This window comes from Trichothermofontia sp. (assembly GCF_053493415.1).
The window spans coordinates 1-19,765 of sequence record NZ_JBRCAD010000019.1; the positions used below are offsets into that span (position 1 = coordinate 1).

20 protein-coding genes are annotated in these 19,765 nt (G+C 56.3%); 12 read left to right on the forward strand and 8 right to left on the reverse strand.

From position 1 onward, the window contains the following. The 6 genes from ACWIUF_RS01980 to ACWIUF_RS02005 all read left to right on the forward strand — a co-directional run. Positions 1-2,130, forward strand: a 2,130-nt coding sequence (locus tag ACWIUF_RS01980) for a WD40 repeat domain-containing protein (RefSeq protein ID WP_448570497.1), incomplete at its 5' end; no start/stop codon positions are given. A gap of 132 nt (positions 2,131-2,262) precedes the next feature. Beyond that, the gene (locus tag ACWIUF_RS01985) at positions 2,263-2,589 is read left to right on the forward strand and encodes a 2Fe-2S iron-sulfur cluster-binding protein (protein ID WP_448570498.1); all 327 of its coding nucleotides are present in this window, start codon (positions 2,263-2,265) and stop codon (positions 2,587-2,589) included. A 16-nt stretch (positions 2,590-2,605) separates the two neighbouring features. Continuing rightward, a complete protein-coding gene (locus tag ACWIUF_RS01990) occupies positions 2,606-2,818 on the forward strand; it encodes a hypothetical protein (protein WP_448570499.1) in 213 nt (70 codons plus the stop codon). Beyond that, positions 2,815-3,927 carry a DUF3326 domain-containing protein gene (locus ACWIUF_RS01995; RefSeq protein ID WP_448570500.1) on the forward strand — a complete coding sequence of 371 codons (1,113 nt, stop codon included), beginning with the start codon at positions 2,815-2,817 and terminating at the stop codon, positions 3,925-3,927. The genes ACWIUF_RS01990 and ACWIUF_RS01995 overlap by 4 nt, the downstream gene beginning before the upstream one ends. A gap of 370 nt (positions 3,928-4,297) precedes the next feature. Next, on the forward strand, positions 4,298-4,894 hold the full coding sequence (locus ACWIUF_RS02000) for a CPBP family intramembrane glutamic endopeptidase (RefSeq protein WP_448570501.1): 597 nt from the start codon (positions 4,298-4,300) through the stop codon (positions 4,892-4,894). Between the two features lie 198 nt (positions 4,895-5,092). Next, a complete protein-coding gene (locus ACWIUF_RS02005; RefSeq protein WP_448570502.1) occupies positions 5,093-5,995 on the forward strand; it encodes a hypothetical protein in 903 nt (300 codons plus the stop codon). Here the strand turns inward: ACWIUF_RS02005 and ACWIUF_RS02010 are convergent. After that, positions 5,946-6,452: a T3SS (YopN, CesT) and YbjN peptide-binding chaperone 1 gene (locus tag ACWIUF_RS02010; RefSeq protein ID WP_448570503.1), complete on the reverse strand. Its 507-nt coding sequence runs from the start codon at positions 6,450-6,452 to the stop codon at positions 5,946-5,948. The genes ACWIUF_RS02005 and ACWIUF_RS02010 overlap by 50 nt on opposite strands. 361 nt (positions 6,453-6,813) lie before the next feature. On the opposite strand from ACWIUF_RS02010, the gene ACWIUF_RS02015 reads away from it, so the two are divergent. The 6 genes from ACWIUF_RS02015 (at position 6,814) to ACWIUF_RS02040 (ending at position 11,426) form a co-directional block, all read left to right on the forward strand. After that, positions 6,814-7,854 (forward strand): ATP-binding cassette domain-containing protein, encoded by a 1,041-nt coding sequence (locus ACWIUF_RS02015; RefSeq protein ID WP_448570504.1) that lies wholly within the window; start codon positions 6,814-6,816, stop codon positions 7,852-7,854. Between the two features lie 183 nt (positions 7,855-8,037). Further along, complete coding sequence (locus ACWIUF_RS02020; RefSeq protein ID WP_448570505.1) at positions 8,038-8,937, forward strand: ABC transporter permease; 900 nt, start codon at positions 8,038-8,040, stop codon at positions 8,935-8,937. Between the two features lie 113 nt (positions 8,938-9,050). After that, entirely contained in the window at positions 9,051-9,389 is a 339-nt protein-coding gene (locus tag ACWIUF_RS02025) for a YtxH domain-containing protein (protein ID WP_448570506.1), read from the forward strand. Between the two features lie 120 nt (positions 9,390-9,509). Then, the gene (locus ACWIUF_RS02030) at positions 9,510-10,040 is read left to right on the forward strand and encodes a DUF948 domain-containing protein (protein WP_448570507.1); all 531 of its coding nucleotides are present in this window, start codon (positions 9,510-9,512) and stop codon (positions 10,038-10,040) included. Next, complete coding sequence (locus ACWIUF_RS02035; protein WP_448570508.1) at positions 10,037-10,882, forward strand: carbohydrate ABC transporter permease; 846 nt, start codon at positions 10,037-10,039, stop codon at positions 10,880-10,882. The genes ACWIUF_RS02030 and ACWIUF_RS02035 overlap by 4 nt, the downstream gene beginning before the upstream one ends. 112 nt (positions 10,883-10,994) lie before the next feature. Beyond that, the gene (locus ACWIUF_RS02040) at positions 10,995-11,426 is read left to right on the forward strand and encodes a hypothetical protein (RefSeq protein WP_448570509.1); all 432 of its coding nucleotides are present in this window, start codon (positions 10,995-10,997) and stop codon (positions 11,424-11,426) included. Between the two features lie 133 nt (positions 11,427-11,559). Here ACWIUF_RS02040 and ACWIUF_RS02045 read toward each other — a convergent pair whose 3' ends face one another. The 7 genes from ACWIUF_RS02045 to ACWIUF_RS02075 form a co-directional block, all read right to left on the reverse strand. Further along, positions 11,560-12,492, reverse strand: coding sequence for an undecaprenyl-diphosphate phosphatase (locus ACWIUF_RS02045; protein ID WP_448570510.1), 933 nt, complete (start codon positions 12,490-12,492; stop codon positions 11,560-11,562). A 153-nt stretch (positions 12,493-12,645) separates the two neighbouring features. Beyond that, positions 12,646-15,405 carry an AAA family ATPase gene (locus ACWIUF_RS02050; RefSeq protein WP_448570511.1) on the reverse strand — a complete coding sequence of 920 codons (2,760 nt, stop codon included), beginning with the start codon at positions 15,403-15,405 and terminating at the stop codon, positions 12,646-12,648. Between the two features lie 213 nt (positions 15,406-15,618). Continuing rightward, entirely contained in the window at positions 15,619-16,395 is a 777-nt protein-coding gene (locus ACWIUF_RS02055) for a ZIP family metal transporter (RefSeq protein WP_448570512.1), read from the reverse strand. Between the two features lie 19 nt (positions 16,396-16,414). Further along, positions 16,415-17,890, reverse strand: a complete 1,476-nt coding sequence (locus ACWIUF_RS02060; protein WP_448570513.1) for a protein kinase domain-containing protein — start codon at positions 17,888-17,890, stop codon at positions 16,415-16,417. A gap of 7 nt (positions 17,891-17,897) precedes the next feature. Further along, on the reverse strand, positions 17,898-18,146 hold the full coding sequence (locus ACWIUF_RS02065; protein ID WP_448570514.1) for a Ycf34 family protein: 249 nt from the start codon (positions 18,144-18,146) through the stop codon (positions 17,898-17,900). Between the two features lie 160 nt (positions 18,147-18,306). Beyond that, positions 18,307-18,963 (reverse strand): hypothetical protein, encoded by a 657-nt coding sequence (locus tag ACWIUF_RS02070; protein ID WP_448570515.1) that lies wholly within the window; start codon positions 18,961-18,963, stop codon positions 18,307-18,309. 130 nt (positions 18,964-19,093) lie between these two features. Continuing rightward, positions 19,094-19,741, reverse strand: coding sequence for a nucleotidyltransferase family protein (locus tag ACWIUF_RS02075; protein ID WP_448570516.1), 648 nt, complete (start codon positions 19,739-19,741; stop codon positions 19,094-19,096). Between the last annotated feature and the right edge of the window lie 24 nt (positions 19,742-19,765).

The window sequence follows — 19,765 nt, forward strand, 5'->3', positions numbered from 1 at the left end:
GCCGTGGCGGCCCTACCCGTCCACCCCCATGCCGTCACTCAACTGTCCCAACTGGCAGATTACCTCACCACCCATCCCCTAGAGGGGGCAAAGTTGGTGTTGGCGGCGGTGCAGGCCCCGGCCCCAGGATTCCCCGCTGCCAGCCCCGTGCCTGTACAGGGGTTACTGCGACAGGTCCTAGAGATTGCCCGTGAACAGCAGTGTTTTGGGACACAGCAGGATGCCGTCCAGTCCCTAGCCATGAGTGCCAATGGGTGCTGGCTGGTTTTGGGGGGAGCCGATGGTACAGTACAGTGCTGGGATCGACAGGGGCAGGCAGGCATCCCCCCCATGCTGGGTCACACGGATGCGGTGGCGGCGATCGCCCTTAGCCCGGATGGGGAACTGATCGTCTCTGGAAGTTGGGATGGGACCCTCCGGATTTGGGATTGGGCAGGTCACGCGATCGCCGATCCCTGCCTAGGCCACACCGACTTTGTGACCGCAGTTGCCTTTAGTCCCGATGGTCAACGCATTGTGTCGGCCAGCGTGGATGGTAGCTTGCGCCTGTGGGATCGCCAGGGTCAACCCGTGGGGTTGCCGATGACCGGGTATCCCGGCCTGGGAACCGCCGTGGCGGTTAGCCCCGATGGCACTCTGATCGTGGCCGGTAGTGCCAAGGGTACCCTCACCTTTTGGAACTGGGCAGGCCAGGTGGTACAGCCCCTAGTCACAGCCCACACGGCAACGATCACCGATCTGGCCTTTAGCCCGGACGGCCAACTGATCGTCTCGGCCAGTAGTGATGGCACCTTGCGTTTGTGGAATCGCCAGGGGCAAGCCATTGGCCCTCCCCTCCAGGGACATACGGATAGCGTCGAAACGGTTGCCTTTAGCCCCGATGGTACCCTGATCCTATCCGGAAGTGCTGACATGACCCTGCGGCTGTGGGATTGTTGGGGCAATGCGATGGGGCCGCCGCTCCTTGGCCATCAGGATCAGGTGGAAGCGGTGGTCTTTCATCCCAGTGGTCGCCAAGCCTGGTCGGCGAGTAGTGACGGTACAATCCGGTGCTGGGATGTGTGGGGCAACCGGTTGGGGCCTGACCTGCGGGGGCACACGGACCTCATTGAGGCGATCGCGATTAGCCCCGATGGGACGCGGTTGGTATCCGGCGGCTGGGATCGCACCCTGCGACTGTGGGATCTTCAGGGAGAGACGGCACCTGCTTGCTGGGAGGGCCATACCGATTTTGTGGCAGCGGTTGCCTTTAACCCGGCGGGCGACCGGATTGCCTCCGGCAGTTGGGATGGTACGGTGTGCCTGTGGACCCTGACTGGAGACTGTGTTCAGCAGTATACGATCGTCCCGGAGGCCGCGATCGCCTGCGTAGCCTTCAGCCCGGATGGTCATTGGGTGTGGGCGGGCAGTGCCAATGGTTATCTCCACAGATGGGATTTGCGTACCCAGAGTAGCGACCTGCGGTACCCTGGGCATAGCAATTATGTTGCCGCCTTGGCGTTTAGCCCCGATGGTCGTTACTTCGTTTCCGCCAGTACCGACGGCACCCTACGCATCTGGGACCCGCATGGTCACCCTTTGGTGTCCCCCTCCCACGGGCACACGGCAGCCGTCACGGCAGTCGCGATTAGCCCTGATGGCAGTTTGATTGCCTCTGCTGGACGGGATGGTTACCTGCGGTTTTGGAGTCCCCAAGGGGAAGCCATTGCCAACTTCTACCCAAGCGGGACGATCGCCCCCCGGATGGCTGCTCCCGCAGAAGCCCCACCGCTGCTGACAAGCCTTGCCTTTAGCCCGAATGGCGACCAAATCCTCATTGGGCGTAGTGATGGGCATGTTTGCCTGTGGGATGTCGTCGGGCAAGCCTTGCTAGGGTCGCCGTGGCTGGCCCATGCCGATTTTGTAACGACGGTAGTCTTTAGCCCAGATGGCCAGATGATTGCGACGGGAAGCGCCGATCGCACCATTCGCCTGTGGCGGGGCGGTAATTGGCAAGATTGGTTACGCGCCTGTCACGATCGCTTGGCCCAGCATCCTTTCTACCAAGATGCGGTAAACCCAAATCGGCCCCCCACGGTTGACACGATCGCGGCCTTGTCCGTCCAGTTGCCCTCGGCCATAGAAAATTAAGTCGATCTGAAGATCAACCTTACCGATCGCACGGCGTTCAAGACCGTGTGGGAAAATAGGAACTGAAGTTGCCATCACTCGCCTCGGCTAGGGTGGGTGGGGGTTGACTGATCATGGTTTAACGATGTTGTTATGACCCAAACCTATACAGCCCAAATTCATCACCAAGGCCAGAGCTACACCCTTGAAGTGGCTGCTGATCAGACCATTTTGCAGGCTGCCGAAGCGGCGGGGCTGAGCTTACCCAGTTCTTGCAATGCGGGCGTGTGTACGACCTGTGCTGCCCTGCTCCTAGAGGGCACAGTGGACCAAGGCGATGGCATGGGCATTAGTCCAGAGTTGCAAAAACAGGGCTACGCCTTGTTGTGTGTTTCCTATCCCCGTTCCGATCTGAAGATTGAAACTGAGAAAGAAGATACGGTTTATCAACTCCAGTTTGGGCAGTTCCAGAAGTCATGAAGTAGGGATGGTGGTTATGGTTACCCATCTGGTGACGGCAGAAGTCCCGCTGCAAGATTCCCCCTCAGCCATGCAGCAGGTCATTGAAGCCGCCCTTGTCCAACAGGGAAACCCCCTGCGTTGGGCAGTCACGGCGGTGAATCTTGAACAGCAAACGGTGTTGGTGGAGGCGATCGTGACCATTGGCGAGGTCAGCACCGAGATTGCGCCTACCCTAGTTCCCGCTTGAGTCGGCAGTCTGTCTCCCCTCCCTATACGGCACTCCTGCTGGTTCCCACGGGGATTGGCGCAACGATCGGGGGGTATGCGGGGGATGCGTTGCCAGTGGCACGGGCGATCGCGGCGACGGTGGATTGCCTGATTACTCACCCCAATGTCTTAAATGGGGCACATCTATATTGGCCCCTGCCCAATGCGCTCTATGTGGAAGGATATGGCCTCGATCAGGTTGCAGCAGGCGAGTGGGGCTTGCGGCCTGTCCCCGGTCATCGAATTGGGTTGGTTTTAGATGCCGCGATCGAGCCGGATCTGCGGTGGCGGCAGTTACAGGCAGCGGATGCGGCCAGAGCCACCTTGGGTTTGGACTTAACCGATTATGTCATCACTGATCAGCCCCTCGGTGTGACCCTGTGTACAGCAACTTCTGGGGCGACTTGGGGCACGATCGCCAATCCGGATAGTTTGCTGCGGGCGGCGGCTACGCTGATCCAGCAGGTGGGGGCGACGGCGATTGCGGTGGTGGCCCGTTTCCCCGATGACGAGGGCAGTGCAGCGCTTCAGAACTATCGCCAGGGCCAAGGCGTTGATCCCCTCGGTGGGGCGGAGGCGGTGATCAGTCATTTGGTGGTCCGCCAGTTCCAGATTCCCTGTGCCCACGCACCCGCGTTGCGGCCCTTGCCCTTGGAGCCAAATTTAGCCCCGCGATCGGCGGCGGAGGAGTTGGGCTATACCTTTTTGCCCTGCGTGCTGGCGGGTCTGAGTCGGGCACCCCAGTTTGTCACCCAGTCCCAGGGAACAGCAAACTCGGCAGGTTTAGCCGGAGAAATTTGGGCCGATCAGATTAATGCCGCGATCGTGCCTGCCGATGCCTGTGGCAGTCGCGCCCTCATGAGCCTGAGTGATCGCACGACTCGCATCATTACCGTGGCCGAAAACCAGACGACGATGCAGGTAACCGCAGCTTCCCTGGGGATACGGGCGATCGCGGTTAACTCCTATTTGGAAGCGATCGGTGTCCTGGCCTGCGATCGGGCGGGCATTAGTCCCCTCGCGCTACGTCCCCACTTGGCGCAGATCCAACCCTTAGCCGCTCCATGCCCTATCCGTTCGCCACAATAGAGTAACCGCCACCGTATTGCCATCCCTGTCCTGATCCGATCGCGACAACAGGCATGACACGATCACGAGAACCCTTTCACGGGCGGCAATATGCTTACATAATGAGCCAAGCTGGCTCTGGTGCGAGGCCCTCGGTTTTTGGCTAGGGCAATGGCTGAAGCTCCAGAGCATCTCCAGAGCATCGTCAGCCCCCCCTTGAGGGGTTATGCCCGTAGGGGAGTCATGATGCTCATCGCGGGGGGTATCTATCAACTAGGCAGCCATCCGGCGAAGGGGCCCATGCGCAACCCAAGCCAGTCCCGGCTAGCTCTACGGCACCTAGCGGTACACTAGAGGAACACCGTCATCTTAGCGGAACCCGCTATTGCCCGTGGCTAACCAGCACTCGAATCTACCGGAACTCGAACCCCTGACCCGTACCCAAATCCTGGTGGCAATGGGAAGTACTGCTGTTGTTCTCTTGGTCATTGCCAAGCTGTGGCTGCAATTTGGGCACGTCGATCTGTTAGCGATCACCTGGCAAGGAACCGCTATCCTGGCCGGCTTAGGGTTAGGCATGGGGGTGACGATAGCCAGTTCTCTGGTGTATCAATTCTGGGGAGCCTATCGCCAAAGTGCTGACTATTACCTGGCTTTGGTGTTGAAGCCCCTGACCTTGACGGACTTAGTCTGGCTGGGGCTGTTACCAGGTCTAAGTGAAGAACTTCTGTTCCGGGGCGTGATGCTGTCGGCCTGGGGGCTAACGCCGATCGCGGTGGTACTCTCCAGCCTCTGCTTCGGCATATTACACCTGAGTGGGCGGCAGCAATGGCCCTATGCGATTTGGGCAACGGTGATTGGTTTACTCTTTGGGTTTAGTGCGATCGTCACTGGCAACCTGCTGGTACCGGTCCTAGCCCATATTTCCACCAATTGGCTATCGGGCTATCTTTGGAAACGCGGTCAACTCTTAGAAGAGGGGCGTTAGTCGTGGCCAAGGAGAACTAGCATCGCGGCAAGCAGTAGGGTTCTCCTGTTGCGCTCCAAACCGGATGGCCGACAGCGTCAATACTACGGGAATCACCAAGATGATACATTGGGGCTGGAAGTTGCAACCCTGACCCGATGCGATCGCGGGGTTGGGGGATCGACTTCGCGACTTGCTTGTGCATTCTGAGAGGGTACGATGTCGTTCTCCGATGAAGATCCGTTACAGGAACAGCCCTCCGACTCTTCTACGGCTGAGCCACCCTTGGGGGACGGTAACGATCGCCGTCCATCTGGCGCAAACCGTTGGCTGAGTCGCCAATTACGGCGCACGATCGCCCTGCTGGATGAAATCATCGCAGCCCTGGAAACCCGCCCTGCCCCGCGCTCCCAGGTGGGTAGCTGGTTTCAGGCAATCGCCATTCCCCTCCAGATCCTCTGGCGGCAACTCCTGCTGAGAATTCGGCGTCGCTTACCCTCAGGGGTCCAACAGACGCTTTCGGATGCGGTTTTAACTGGCATTACCCTGGCCGTGGTGGTCGTGGGCATCGGGTTGGTGCTCAGTGTCTTGCCCGGTAAGCCAACGGTGGCCACGGCTCCCCTTGCCCCTAGCGTAGCCACATGCCCCCCCTGTGACCAAACCCCAACCCCAGTTGCCACGGCTCCCCCAGAGCCGGCATCTACGCCGATCGCGCCCCCTGTTGCGGAGCCGGCGCGCCGCCCCGAACCCAAACCTGTCTCCCCACCAGCTCCCCCACCGCCTGCCGAACTAACACCCGAACAAAGCCTGCTGGCGGCCATTCAAAGTGATATTGCTGAAGTTTCGGTGCAGTATGCCGATGGGTTAGTCCAATCAGTCCAGGCCAATTTCCCCCAAGGTCGGCTAGTGGTAACAGTCAGCGATGAGTGGTATAGCCTCGACCTGAATCGCCAGGAACGGCTAGGGGCTGAATTGCTGTCCCAGGCTCGCCGTCTTGATTTTGTGCGGTTGGAACTGCGCGATCGGAGGGGCACCTTGCTGGCCCGTAGTCCGGTAGTGGGCAGTACCCTGGTTATCCTGCAACCGGTTCGTCCACGATCGCAGCCGCCAACGACTCCTTAAAGCGCTTGCCGCCAAATTTCGCGACGATCAGGTCATCATAGGTATCGGCAATCGTCACGACCGAGAGGATGCAGGTTTGCAACTCCAGCAGATCCATATTTTCGCCACCGAGAACGGTATGGGCAAAAATGACCTGGTTGGCTTCATCGAGGTGAAAGGCCCCAAAGCGCATACGGCGGTTTTCTGCGAGCAGGTAATGCATCAGTTCGCAGTCAATCCCACTGCCGATGGTGACGCAACTGGAAGCTCGGACGATGGCCAGATCCCGTTCTTCCCAAGGATGAACCTCCCAGGGCAGCACTTCGACTTCAACCATCGTTGAACCATAGCGCAGGGTAAAGTGGGGGCGATCAGGATCTGATCGGCACGCATTCTTAAAAAACGCGGATTGACGCAGGTAGTCATCCACTTTGCGATAGGTAATTTCCTGAGCACGGTTGGTAAAGGTTAGGGACATAGGGAACCGGGAATCGGGAATGGGGAATTAGGAAGGCGAGTGCGAGCATTGCGCTACAGCGGCGTCCTAGATATGCACAGACGGCTATCCCACGCGTTCAGCCGCAATCTGCCAAGACTGAGTTGTTCTCCATTGTTGTCTATGTTCCTGGAAGTTCGCTACACCAGATCGGGTGACTTGGGCGATCGGGATAGGTGAGTGGGAGAGGCCAGGACGATCGCAAGCGGGCCACAGGGTAGCCATAAACAGGATGGCCATAACCGGTTGTCTGGCCGCCTAAACGGCTTCACCAAAGGAAGTGTGGCAGAATAGCTCTTGGGAATGTTAAGCGTAAAGTATTGCTAAAATCCTGATTGCGGGATTGAAATATTGCGGGATTGATATTATGGCGGCGGCGGTGTTAATTGAGAAGCTGCAAAAACGGTATGGGGACGTGGCGGCAGTCAAGGATGTGTCCCTCCAAATTGAACCGGGGGAGATCTTTGGCCTACTGGGTCCCAATGGGGCGGGGAAAACCACCACGCTGCGCTGTTTGTGTACCCTGACCCAACCGGATGCGGGTCGCCTAGAGGTGGCGGGCCTTTCCGTTGTGGAGCATCCCAAGGCGGTGCGGCAGCAGTTGGGCTATGTGGCCCAGGAAGTGGCGCTGGATAAGATGCTGACCGGGCGCGAATTGCTGGAACTTCAGGCGGCGCTCTATCACCTCCCGCGTGCGGTCATTCCCGATCGCATTACCCAGGTTCTCAATTTACTGGGCATTACCGACTGGGCCGATCGCAAAACTGGGACCTATTCCGGCGGGATTCGGAAGCGGTTGGATCTGGCGTCGGGGTTATTGCATCAACCCAAGGTGCTGGTGTTGGATGAGCCGACGGTGGGGCTGGATATCGAAAGTCGGGTGGCCGTGTGGGCGTTCCTGCGCCAATTGCGATCGCAGGGGATGACGATCCTGCTCACCAGCCATTACCTAGAGGAAGTCGATGCCCTCGCCGATCGGGTGGCGATTATCGATCAGGGGACGGTGATTGCCTGTGGGACACCGGGTGAATTGAAGGATCAGGTAGGGGGCGATCGCATTACCCTGCGGCTGCGCGAGTTCACCGATCCGGAAGAAGCCACTACGGCAAAGACCGTGCTGCAAGGGTTGCCCTTTGTCCAGGAGGTGATTATCAACCGTGCCCAGGGGAATTCCCTGAATCTGGTCGTAACCCCGCAGGATGATGCCCTGAGCTTAGTTCAGGCAGCATTACAGGCGGCCCAACTGCCCGTGTTTGGGATTGCCCAATCCCGCCCCAGCTTGGATGATGTTTACCTGGCGGCCACGGGGCGGACGCTGCTGGATGCGGAGTTAGCGGCGGCGGAGGGTCAGGCAGGGGGGAAGCAGAAAGCAAAGAAAAAGTAGGGGTGTTGTCGGTTGTTAGCACAACGTATGTCCTGGGACTTTAGCAAGGGAAAGAATCGCTACCAATAAGATGTACCCAAATCGAGATGTTAACGTCCTTTCGTATTGTTAGCTTCACCTCAGTATGAGTAGGCTGAATTTGCTGGCTGACATTCATATCTCTCCTTGTAATTGGTAAGACCTATGAGTTCAAGTGTGACCCCTTCTCCTGCATCCGGTGCCTCGGTCCCGCAATCGGCGATCGCGCCAGTCGCAACCACGCTCCCCGGCATATTTTCTGGGGCGTTCTTTCAGGAAACGGCAGCCCTGACACGGCGTTTATTTATTCAACTCCAACGGCGACCGTCTACGCTGATCGCCGGGGTGATCCAACCGTTGATGTGGCTGATCCTGTTTGGAGCGCTGTTTCAGAACGTGCCGGAAGGTTTATTCGGGGAAAGCCAGAACTACGGCCAGTTCCTAGGGGCAGGCATTATTGTGTTTACCACCTTTGGGGGTGCCCTGAATGCGGGATTACCCGTCATGTTCGATCGCGAATTTGGCTTCCTTAATCGGCTTCTGGTTGCGCCCCTGGCTTCCCGGTTCTCGATCGTCCTGGCCTCCGCGATTTTTATTACTACCCTCAGCTTGATTCAAACAGCGGCGATCGTGGCCACGGGGGTTGCTTTGGGAACGGGATTACCCGGTCCTTTGGGCCTGGGGTTGGTGGCTCTGGTCGTGACGCTCCTGGTCCTAGCCGTGACAGCCCTCAGTTTGGGATTAGCTTTTTCCCTGCCGGGGCATATTGAATTGTTGGCAGTCATTTTCGTGACTAATTTGCCACTTTTGTTTGCCAGCACAGCGCTGGTACCCCTGTCCTTTATGCCGTCCTGGTTACAGTGGGTGGCGACCTTGAATCCCCTCAGCTATGCGATCGAACCGATTCGCTATGTCTACCTCCACCCCGATTGGAGTCTGGGCAGTGTGGTGATGCAGGCCCCCTTTGCTGACATTACCTTGGGCATGGCTCTGCTCGTGTTAACTGGGTTTACCGCGATCGCCGTCACGGTGATTCAACCCCTCATCCGGCGGAGCTTGGGGTAAGAAAGCGTTGGGCAGGCATGGGATGTCAGGATTCGCCAGCAGAGAACGCCAGTCCCCCACAATCGGGCCTATTACTGGAATAATTGAGCTAAAGGATTGAGGAACGCTGAACCATGTCCAACAAAAGTGCTGGCCCCTTCCTCGGTGGCTTGCTGCTGGGCGCGGCGATCGGGACGGTTACGGGCTTGCTGCTGGCTCCCCGCACGGGCCGGGAAACTCGCCAGTTTCTAAAAAAATCAGCCGATGCCCTGCCCGAATTGGCCGAGGATCTTTCCAGTAGCGTCCAGCTCCATGCCGATCGGCTGTCGGAAACGGCCCTACGGAACTGGGATAGTACCCTCAATCGGCTGCGGGAGGCGATCGCGGCGGGGGTAGAAGCCAGCCGTCAGGAACAAGCGGCCATTGCCCAGCTTGAGGCTGAACCCGAACCCACTGCTTCAGAAGTGCGTTAGTCCCCGGTTGGCACTATCCTGTTCGCGTAGCGTCTCCGCAGGAGAATCGCGGTTGCTCCCGGCAGAACACGGGTGGCCAATCGCGGTAGATGTCAGATAACGTGACCAGAGGCTTTCGCTGTGACAGATCCCCTTTTCTGGCTTGGCTGTTCTTTGCTCCTAGTGGCCGTGAGCTTAACGGCGGTGCTGGTGGCTGCGATTCCAGCCCTCCAGGAAGTGGCGCGGGCAGCCCGGAGTGCGGAGAAATTATTTGATACCCTCGGACGTGAATTTCCCCCCACCTTAGAAGCCATCCGTCTGACGGGCCTAGAAATTAGTGAACTGACGGACGATATTACCGATGGGGTTAAAAATGCGGGTCAGGTGGCCAAGCAGATCGATCAAGGTCTCACCAGTACCCGTCGCCAGGTTCGTAAAGCACATATCTCAACTCGGAGTGCCGTTGTCGGTCTGAAAGCCGCTTGGAAAACCTTTACCCAGCCTAGTTCTAAAGGGAATCCCCATCGTTACGGGAGCGTTCGCGCCGCGTCTCCGTCGGAGAATCGCCTGCCTCCCAGCCCTAGCGCCAGGGAATTCCTGCCGCCAGAGGCAGAGAGCGATTTAACGGGTGAGTTGCGTCCCCGTCCCCTGGATGAGGACTTGCCATCATGAGCGATCGCCGATCGGGTTTACGAGGCCAAGGCCAGATGATCGGGACCTATATCCTGCTGGTGGCGATCGCCCTGGTCATGCTACTGCCCCTCCTGTGGCTGGTGAGTACATCGCTCAAATCCCCCACGGAAGACATTTTCCAATTTCCGCCCCAGTTTTTGCCGGAACGTCCCACGTGGCAAAACTTCCAAACCGTCTGGCAGACCCATCCCTTCGCCCGCTATCTGTTTAACAGTACGCTGGTTTCAGTCCTGACGGTGGGCTTCAATCTCCTGTTTTGCTCCCTGGCAGCCTATCCCTTAGCCCGGTTGCAGTTCCGAGGACGGGATTTCATTTTCACGGTGATCGTCGCCACGATTTTGATCCCGTTTCAGATTGTGATGATTCCCCTCTATGTGCTGGCGGTGCGGCTGGGGTTGCGCAATACCTACCTGGGGCTGATTTTCCCCGCGATCGCGTCAGCCTTTGGCATTTTTCTGCTGCGACAGGCGTTTCAAGGCGTACCTAAGGAACTCGAAGAAGCAGGGCGCATGGATGGCTGTACGGAATTGGGGTTATGGTGGCACGTCATGTTACCGGCGATCCGGCCTGCCCTCGTCACCCTGGCGATTTTTGTCTTTATTGGGGCCTGGAGTGATTTTCTCTGGCCGTTGATTTTGCTCGATCGCCCGGAACTGTATACGTTGCCGCTGGGGGTGGCCACCCTTGCTAGTGCCTTTTCCCTGGACTGGCGGTTGATTGCGGCGGGGTCGGTGATCTCGATCGCGCCCATTCTGCTGCTATTTCTGGTGATGCAACGGTATATTCTGCCCACGGATGCCGGATCGGGTTTAAAAGGTTAAGAGATTTAGTCAATCCGGTCCCGGAAATCCGCAATTCTAAGGAGAGTGAAACTGCCTGGCGCGGGGAACACTGAAAGTGTACTGGTAAATCACTATGGGTAGTCTCCCAGTTATGTGGCGCAGACTCGAAAATTTTTTATATAGCCTCCAAACGTATCAAGAGCTTAGTCCTGATCTGCATATCCGGCAGCAGGTGAATCAATGGCTCTCCCAGCGATCGGCTCTGAATCCAACCGAGTGGTATAGCCACTTCTGGCAACCACGGGGAGTCTCAAAGGCTGTGGCAACGTTTGTCTATAACCATCTTACCGACTATTCTGGGTTAGAAATTGCCCGGACCTGGCCCACAGATCACCTGGAGCAGGATTTGCACCTGACACTAGTGTGCTGGTTTGATTGGCACTTGGAACTCTGTGAGCACTTTTGTCAGGAGTTTGATGCCGATCAGGATGCTTGCCTTGCTGTCCAACAACTCAAGACCATGCAGGAACTGGTGCTGTTTCTAGAGGAGCGGGCAACTGTCTCGTTATCCCCCCACCTCTGAGCCGTTATTTTAGTAAAAGAGGGAGCGCGGTTAAAACGGCCTTGACCTTTGGCTGTCCTAGGCGTTGTTTTACGTTTGTAGTAGCGACTTTAGTCGCCCAAACGGCCTGCTTCCGGACTTTTCAGACACCCACTTAGAGATTTTGGAGCAAGCCTGTGGCAATGCCCAACAGAATCAGGCTGCCAAAGATCAGGCGATACCAGACAAAAACCCAGGTATCGTGGGTTTGTAAATAGCGCAATAACCAGGCGATCGCGACGTAGGAAAAAATCGCTGATGAAATGACCCCCACCGCCAACACGAGCAGATTATTCTGCCCCGGATTATCCTTGAGCAAACCTAGCAATTCTACAACCCCGGCCAGGGTAATCGCTGGAATTCCCAATAAGAAGGAGAACCGGGCCGCTGCTGCCCGTTGTAGCCCGATCGCTAAGCCGGCAGTTAGGGTAGACCCCGATCGCGACACCCCCGGAATCAGGGCCAAGGCTTGGGCCAACCCCATACTCACCCCATCCCACACCGTCAGGCTCTTGAGTTGACGCTGGTGACTGCCCCACTTTTCCGTGGCTGCTAACAACAGGGACATGACGATCGAGGCCAGGGCGATCGCGCCCATACTGCGCAGGGGGGAGCGATCGAAATCGGGGATCAACACCTTGATCAAGAGGCCCGCGATCACGATCGGGATCGTCCCCAGAACAATCCCCACCGCCATCCGGAATTCCAGGGCTTCATATTGCTGGGTGAGCAGGGCACGCAGGCTCCCCCGTGTAATCTGGACGAGATCCCGCCAAAAGTAGCCAATGACCGCCACAATACTGCCCAGTTGAATCACCGCCGTAAAGGCCACACCAGGATCACCCCATCCCAATACAACGGGAACGACTTTCAGGTGGGCAGTGCTGCTAATTGGCAAGAACTCCGTTAGTCCTTGTACAACTCCTAACAGGAATGCCTGGACGATCGTTAGGGGGGCAGTGGTCGCAGCAGCGGCGGCATCGAGGGCTACTCTCCCATCCGGCACCTGTCCGAGAAGCAACCCGACGGTCAGCGTATTAGAAGTCATCGAAAAATTTGGGCCTGAAACCCCGTCCTTGCAGGACGGCTTTACGTCTCACAGTCTAGCGGATACCCTGAAAAACAATTGTGGGGCAGGCAGGGTGCCTACCCCGGAGACAGCCGCGACGGCGATCCTCCACGTTCGATTAAATTTGCCAAATCACTGAGTTTCGCGTTGCAGCCGAATCACATTTTCTGTTAGGTTTTCAAACGTATCATCATGGCTAATCACAAATAGCTGGCGAAAACTGCGGAGATTAGTCAGGGCTTCGGCTAGCTGTTGTCGTCGCTGGCGATCCATGTTGGTAGTCGGTTCGTCGAAAAAAGCGACATCAATCTCGGCGAGCGTTCGCAGCAGGGCGAGGCGGACGGCGAGGGCGGCACACATCTGTTCCCCGCCGGAAAGGCTTTTGAAATTACGCCAATGGCCGGATTCCTGGACCCGGATTTCGTAGTCAGGGGTCCATTCCAATGCCACGTTCTCCCGGGTAAGCAGTTCTCGGAAGAGACGATCGGCCTCGCGGGAGATTTCGGCAAGGTAATACTGGGTAATCCGAGGACCCGCCAGGTTATAGACTTGGCGGGCATCGCTAATAAATTGGCGGATACGGTGGCATTGGGCTAGTTCCTGTTGAGTTTGTTGCAATTGGGCCGCGATCGCAGCGCGGTGTTCCAGTTCAGCCGCAAGACGCTGGCAATTTTCACGTTTAGCGGGCAGCCCTCCTAGGAGTTGATTTTTACGATCGTTGGCCTGGCTAATCTCTGCTTGTAATACCTGCAAACGCTCAGCATCGTGCTGTTCTAGGAGACGATCGTAGGTCGTCTGGACTTCAGTTTGTTGGGCTTCTAAGCGTTCAATTTGTGCACAAATCTCATCATAAGTTGCCTGGTATTCAGTCTGACGATCAGCTTCTTTTTTATTTTCAATAAATAACACGTAACCGGCTTGATAGGCTTGCTTGATTTGGGTTTGATGCTCCATGCGATCGTCCAAGTCGGCAAAGGTTGCTAGCTGTTGCTCCAAGTCAGCAAGCTGTTGGGTGAGTGGCTGTTGCTGGGCTTGCTGTTGGGCATAGCGTTGGGCGATCGCGTCTCGGTGTTGTAATTCCTGTTGGCGGAGAGCCATGCGGCCACGGGGGTCATTGAGGGCTTGCAGGGCGGCCAAATGGCGATCGCGCTGTTGTTGTACCGCTGGTTCCTGGGCCAGCTCGGCCTCCAACTCCGTCAAGCGGGTGGCCAGATCTTGCAACATTGCCTGTACTTGGGTTTGTTGGGCCTGGTGATCGGGCAAGGTTTGGAACTGGGCACGGCTATCGTAGGCTTGGGTTAGGGCTTGCTGGGCCGTTGCTAATTGGACCTGTAGCTGTTCTGGATTAGTTTGATGTTGAAGATCAGTGTAAATTTGGGCTAAGTGACTGAGTAACTCATGGCTTAGGGTCTGCCCGGTTGCTAGGGCAGTTAATACCTGCTCCCGAATCTGACTGTCTAGTTGGGCAGCAGTGGCTAAGGTTTGGAAGGCGGTTTTTACGGCTTCAATTTGGGCTACGAAGCGATCGCGTTCTGTTTCCCCCCAGGTTAGTAATGCGCGTAGTTCCTGCTCAAACTGTCGGGCCGCCCCCAGACGCGCCAGTTGAACCTGATATCGCTCGACTTGGGCTTCTAAATCAGGAATGGTCGCCACGATCGGCGCTAGGGTTTGCAGGCGATCGCAGATGACCGTGACCTGGGCTAGACGGGTTTGCTGTTCCTCTTGTTGCCGACTGAGTAATTGGCGATCGTTCCGATAAGCCAGAAAGGTTTGTAGCTGGCGATCGCACGCAGTCAATTCCATTTCCAAGATCTGTTGCTGCTGTAGGAGTGGCGTTAATGCGGTAAGTTCCTGTTCCAGGGTGGCTAACCGTTGCATTTGACCTTGGGATTCGGCCATCTGCATCGTCAACTGATTAAGTTGTTGCTGGCAGAAATCTCGCTGTTTCTGTAGCGTTTGGACTTGTTTTTGCTGTTTTGCTAAAGCCTGAAGTGCCTGCTCTGCCGCCTGATAGGTGTCATAGCTAACCTGATTGATTTGACACAGTTTTGTCGCAGATTGAGCCTTGGCGAGTAATTCCTGATGGGTCTGCCGCAGTTGGATCTGGCTAGTGATTTGTGTGGCTAACTGTTGCAAGGTATCGCGATAGCCTTGTAGGGTTTTGGCTTCCGCTTGCAGCATACTTAGCTGCTGGGTTAATTCAGCAATCTGCGTGGTTAAATCACTCAGGATTTTTTCATCCTGCTGCACCTCAGCCTCACACTGGGTGTACTGAGTCTGTAGGGTTTGCCAGTCACTTAAACGGGAGTCTAGATCGGCGATCGTTCTTTCTAAATCAGCTACCTGGGCTTTTGCATAATTTTCCAGTCGCAGGCTCTCCTTATAGACTTTTTTGTATTCTTCAACCTTGAGGATGGGATCAAACACACGCTTACGTTGTTCAGCCGTTTTCAGGAAATCAACTGTAAATGTACCCTGGGGAATACCAATGATATTGACAAATAAATCCGCTAATTTCGTATGGGTGGGTACACCTAGGTGGCTCTGGAGCCAGGGTATAACCTCTTCCTCAACTCGCTTAATCTCCAGGTTGACTTTGGCTTGAGGATCGTAAATTTCATATCCCTTACTTGTACAACGTCGCACGCGATAGGTCCGGTGATCCTGATGGGAGATAAAGGTCACGATCGCCTGGGTGCTGGCCGCGCCCTTACGAATTAACTCCGCTTTGTTGTAGCTGCTGTAGTCAAATAAAGTCCAAGCGATCGCTTCGAGAATACTGGTCTTACCAGCTCCATTTTCCCCGCAGATGGCATTTGTCCCCATCTGGAATTCCAAATAACGATCGCGGTGGGCTTTGAAATTTTTCAGGCTAACGGAAAGGATTTGCATACCGAGATGTGAGGGTGCGCGACTATCTTAATATACGGCTCAGATTACAGCACTTCTATACCCGGTGAGGTACAGACAAGGGGCTTAAGCCCCTTGTTCACAAGGCTTGACAGCACTTCATTAGAGAGGAAACGGCTGTATACGGCTCAGATTAATATACAGTCGCAACCAAGGGGAAGCCTCTTCAACGGCTGGGATGCGGCTTGAGCACGGTTAATCCCCAAACAGAATCGACAAAATCACGAGGAGGGTAAAGCCAATAATAATGCCGATCGTGCCTTCATTCTCGCGCCCGCGTCGATTCGACTCAGGGATAATTTCATCACAAATGACAAACAACATCGCCCCCGCCGCAAAGGTAAGCGCCCAAGGCAGAGACGCCTGGGCCACACTGACAATCCCCAACCCCAGGAAACTCGCGATGGGTTCGATCATGGCCGTCAAAAGGCTCACCCACAGGGCATAGGCGATCGTATAGCCTTCGGTAACCAACGACATGGCCACAATCAAGCCTTCGGGGAAATTTTGTAACCCAATCCCCAGGGCCGTCAGCATACCAGTCTGCACATCCTCACTGCCAAAGCTCACACCTACGGCCAACCCTTCGGGAAAATTATGCAGAGCGATCGCGATAATAAATAACCATACCCGTGCTAGACGGCTCGCCTTCCGGCAATCGACACCCTTAATAAAGTGCTCATGGGGGGCAAACTGGTGGATCAGCGCCAGCATTAAACTTCCGAACCCAATGCCCAGCAGAATCACCAGGGCAACCGCTAACCGATTCCCATAGCGCTGACTAGCCGCATCAATGCCAGGGAGCAACAGGGAAAACGCAGTTGCCGCCAGCATGACCCCGCCCCCAAAGCCCAGCAAGACGGTAATCAGCCAATCGTTGAGCCGTCGGAGGTACAGAACTGGTAAAGCACCGGCAAACGTGGCACCGCCTGCCAGTAAAATTGCGCCCATGCTAGCGGGTGATAAAGTCATAGACTTCGAGTATATCTCGCTAATCTCCCAACATTAATTCCCAAGCCTCCAGCAAAATGGCTGCCTGCTGTGCCCCACTTTCTGGCAATAGCGATCGCGCCTTATAAAACGATGCCTTGGCATCACTCGATCGGCCTAACTGTTTGAGGGCTGCACTGCGTAAGAACCAAACAAGCGACCAGTAGGGCACCAGTTGCAGGGCACGATCGAAACTAGCTAAGGCGGCTTCGTGTTGCTTCACGCGGAAGAGTAAAATCCCCCGATGGCACCACGCTTCGTAGTTATTCGCTTGCAATTGCACCACCCGTTCATAACACCCCAAGGCTTCGGCTGGCTGGTTAAGCGTCCGTAGGGCATCGGCTTTGCGACACCAGGCATCGGCATTCTCAGGATTGGCCAGGATTGCCCGATCGTAGGCCGCGATCGCCCCCTCTAGGCGTCCTAGTTTCAATAACATATTGCCCTGGAGCAGACTGGGTGCTCCCCCCAATAAACGGGAGATGAGCGACGGGGAAGTAGCGGGTGTGGCCGTTGCGGTGGTGGCGGCCCCGACCGGAATCCCGATCGGCAGTTTCTTTAACTCTGCCAGGACAGCGGCGGCTGTTTGATAGCGTTGGGCCGGATCGGGTTGCAAGAGGCGATCGAGGATGGCGGCCAATTGGGCACTGACGGGGGTGCGCAGATAATCACGCCAGACCCAACGACGATCGCTGCTGTCGTAGAGGTTAAATGGCTCAATTTGGGTGAGCAAATGAATACAAGTCACGCCCAAACTATAGAGATCGCTGGCAAACACCGCCCAACCCTTCTCCTGCTCCGGGGCGGCATACCCCAGGCTATAGATGCGGGTGCCAGCCTTGCCAAGGGCGGTGTGGGTGGCAGACTTGGCTGCCCCAAAATCCACCAAGACCAGCTTGCCCACGGCTGGCGCAGGCACATTCTGGCCGTTACTGTTTGTAGGAGGGGTTGGAGCCACCCGACGACGGATAATATTTTCCGGTTTGATATCCCGGTGGATCACCTGGCGATCGTGGACATATTGGAGCACCGGCAGGAGATCACTCAAAACCTGGCGAATCTGATCTTCATCGAAGGCCCCCTGTTGTTCTAGCTCCTGTTGCAGATTCAAGCCATCAATGAGTTCCTGGACTAGATATTGCTGCTTGCCCTCGGAAAAATAGGCATAGAGTTCCGGGATCTGGGCATGGGAGCCAAGTTCTTCGAGTTGCTTCGCCTCATGGGCAAACAGGGCGGCGGCTTTTTCCCAATTTCCGGCTCCCTGTACCTGGGGCAGAAATTGCTTAATCACACAGGTGGGTTGGGAGGGTTTGTATTCATCCACCGCCAAAAAGGTGCGACTAAACCCGCCCTCCCCCAGTTGCTTTAGGGCACGGTAACGGTTGGCCAACCGCAAACGGGTACCACAGCCTTGGCAAAAGTTGGCAGGATCAGGGGTGTGGGGACTGGGACAGCCGGGATTCAGGCAGTAGCTCATCGATACCTCAGGTGGGGACTAATTCCCCTGGACGCAGTTTGGCCCACTTCCCCATTTCCTCCTGGAAACTTTCACAACCCACCACATCCCATTCCATCTCAATAAATTCGCCATCCTGACGAATATTGACATTGATCGTGGGGGCGATCGCTTCAAAGGTGGGCGCATCCGTCAGGTGGGGTTGTTGGTGCTGGGCTTCGACCGCGTGGTAGGTGGTGCAACGATCGACATAGTGGCAGTTAACACAAATACACATTGCCATTCCGTCCAGAATCAGGTCCAGGTGCCTTTCTGCTAATGTAGCGTATTGACCAAGATGTGCATCGCCCCCGCGCTGAAGCGGCGGGGATTCCTAGCGGGCCACAGACTCAGGTGAACTGCCTTCAGGCAGGTTAACGGCTCAACGGCCCTAACGCCTATAGCCGACTGGCGGCTCGATCGAATTGCACGGTGTTGCCGGAATCTGTGCGATAGACCCAGCGTTTTTGTTGGTGGGCGATCGTCACCTGCCAACCGGGCACCATTGCGCTGGTGCAAACCCCGCCGGTGGGCAAATCAAAACACCCATTACTCCAGGTTTTTTGTTCGACCCAGTTCACCTGCAATTGACCCACGGAGAGGCGCGATCGCTGGGCGGCATCCCGCAAGGCGGCGCGGGTAATGGCGATCGGGACACTGGTGAAACCATTGAGCTTAAACCCCTGGCTGGTGGTGGCATGGTAAAACCAATAAAATTGCCCCCCAGCCACGGCCACCCGCCAACCGGGCAAGGCAATCATGGTACAAGCGCCATCCCTGGGGGCGACACCTAGACAACCGTCAAACGTGTCCGCGTCAACCCGCATAATGCGCAGTTGCGAGACGGGGAGCAAGGTCCGGCGCGACATATCTTGCAAAATGTCATTCTGTAGCGATCGCGGTAAGGCGGTCCGGCGATTGCTCCTAGCTTGGGCGATCGTCGTTGTGGATGATTGGGTCATTAATGCTGTGGCGGGTCGGGCAATATTTGGGGTTGCCAGCATCCCGATCGCACCTAACGCGATCGCACCCCGCACCCAAAAACCTCGTTTCATCAGTCGTTGTTCTCCGTCATCAGAAAGTTTAGGACATCCCACTATGACCAAGGGTTTTGAATCGGCATAGCGGCCCCGATCGGGTTTTGACACAAGCGTCACATACCGAACATACTCGGGTTTCTTTACTCTAAACAGGAACTACACGTTCTTGAGGAGCGGTTACGAATTTTGCAACCTCTGCAACATCTTGGGGGGTATCCATATCAACAGCCCCCGCCGGAAAGGGAATCGCGAAAACGCGGGAACGATGCTGCTGAATGATCGCTTTGGCACCGCGATCGCCCCGCAGGGCCAATAAATCCGGGAAAAAGCACTGGTGGAAGAGTGCTGGGACGCCGAGAGTACCGCTATATTCCGAGGCAACGAGGCGCGCTTGGGACCGTTGATAGCCGCTGATTAAGTTCTGAATGACCAAGGACGAGACAAACGGTTGATCGCACACCATGAGGATAATGGCTTCCCAATCAGAGTGATAACGCAATAGGTGGCATAGCCCCCACTGAATTGAACTGGCCATGCCCGTTTGCCAATGGGGGTTATGGAAAAGGTGAATATCTAACTGGCTGAGATGGGGGGTAATCACATCCGCGTAGGCCCCCAAAACAACCCCAACGGGTTGCTTGCCTACCCCAATCCGCGCGTGGGGTTGCGCCGCGATCGCGACTTCAGCCATGTGTCGAATTAACGGCTTGCCCTGGTAGGGCAACAGTTGCTTGGGCTGTCCCAAACGGGTGGAGGCTCCCGCCGCCAAAATTAGGATACCAATTCTAGACATGGGGCTTGGGGGGAGGTAGGGATG

Coding starts and splice junctions, on each gene's coding strand:
- ACWIUF_RS02055 (WP_448570512.1), bottom strand. CDS start 16,395: ATGACTTTATCACCCGCTAGCATGGGCGCAATTTTACTGGCAGGCGGT.
- ACWIUF_RS02005 (WP_448570502.1), top strand. CDS start 5,093: ATGTCGTTCTCCGATGAAGATCCGTTACAGGAACAGCCCTCCGACTCT.
- ACWIUF_RS02020 (WP_448570505.1), top strand. CDS start 8,038: ATGAGTTCAAGTGTGACCCCTTCTCCTGCATCCGGTGCCTCGGTCCCG.
- ACWIUF_RS02075 (WP_448570516.1), bottom strand. CDS start 19,741: ATGTCTAGAATTGGTATCCTAATTTTGGCGGCGGGAGCCTCCACCCGT.
- ACWIUF_RS02035 (WP_448570508.1), top strand. CDS start 10,037: ATGAGCGATCGCCGATCGGGTTTACGAGGCCAAGGCCAGATGATCGGG.
- ACWIUF_RS02065 (WP_448570514.1), bottom strand. CDS start 18,146: ATGTGTATTTGTGTTAACTGCCACTATGTCGATCGTTGCACCACCTAC.
- ACWIUF_RS02060 (WP_448570513.1), bottom strand. CDS start 17,890: ATGAGCTACTGCCTGAATCCCGGCTGTCCCAGTCCCCACACCCCTGAT.
- ACWIUF_RS02070 (WP_448570515.1), bottom strand. CDS start 18,963: ATGAAACGAGGTTTTTGGGTGCGGGGTGCGATCGCGTTAGGTGCGATC.
- ACWIUF_RS02040 (WP_448570509.1), top strand. CDS start 10,995: ATGTGGCGCAGACTCGAAAATTTTTTATATAGCCTCCAAACGTATCAA.
- ACWIUF_RS01985 (WP_448570498.1), top strand. CDS start 2,263: ATGACCCAAACCTATACAGCCCAAATTCATCACCAAGGCCAGAGCTAC.
- ACWIUF_RS02045 (WP_448570510.1), bottom strand. CDS start 12,492: ATGACTTCTAATACGCTGACCGTCGGGTTGCTTCTCGGACAGGTGCCG.
- ACWIUF_RS02050 (WP_448570511.1), bottom strand. CDS start 15,405: ATGCAAATCCTTTCCGTTAGCCTGAAAAATTTCAAAGCCCACCGCGAT.
- ACWIUF_RS01990 (WP_448570499.1), top strand. CDS start 2,606: ATGGTTACCCATCTGGTGACGGCAGAAGTCCCGCTGCAAGATTCCCCC.
- ACWIUF_RS02025 (WP_448570506.1), top strand. CDS start 9,051: ATGTCCAACAAAAGTGCTGGCCCCTTCCTCGGTGGCTTGCTGCTGGGC.
- ACWIUF_RS02010 (WP_448570503.1), bottom strand. CDS start 6,452: ATGTCCCTAACCTTTACCAACCGTGCTCAGGAAATTACCTATCGCAAA.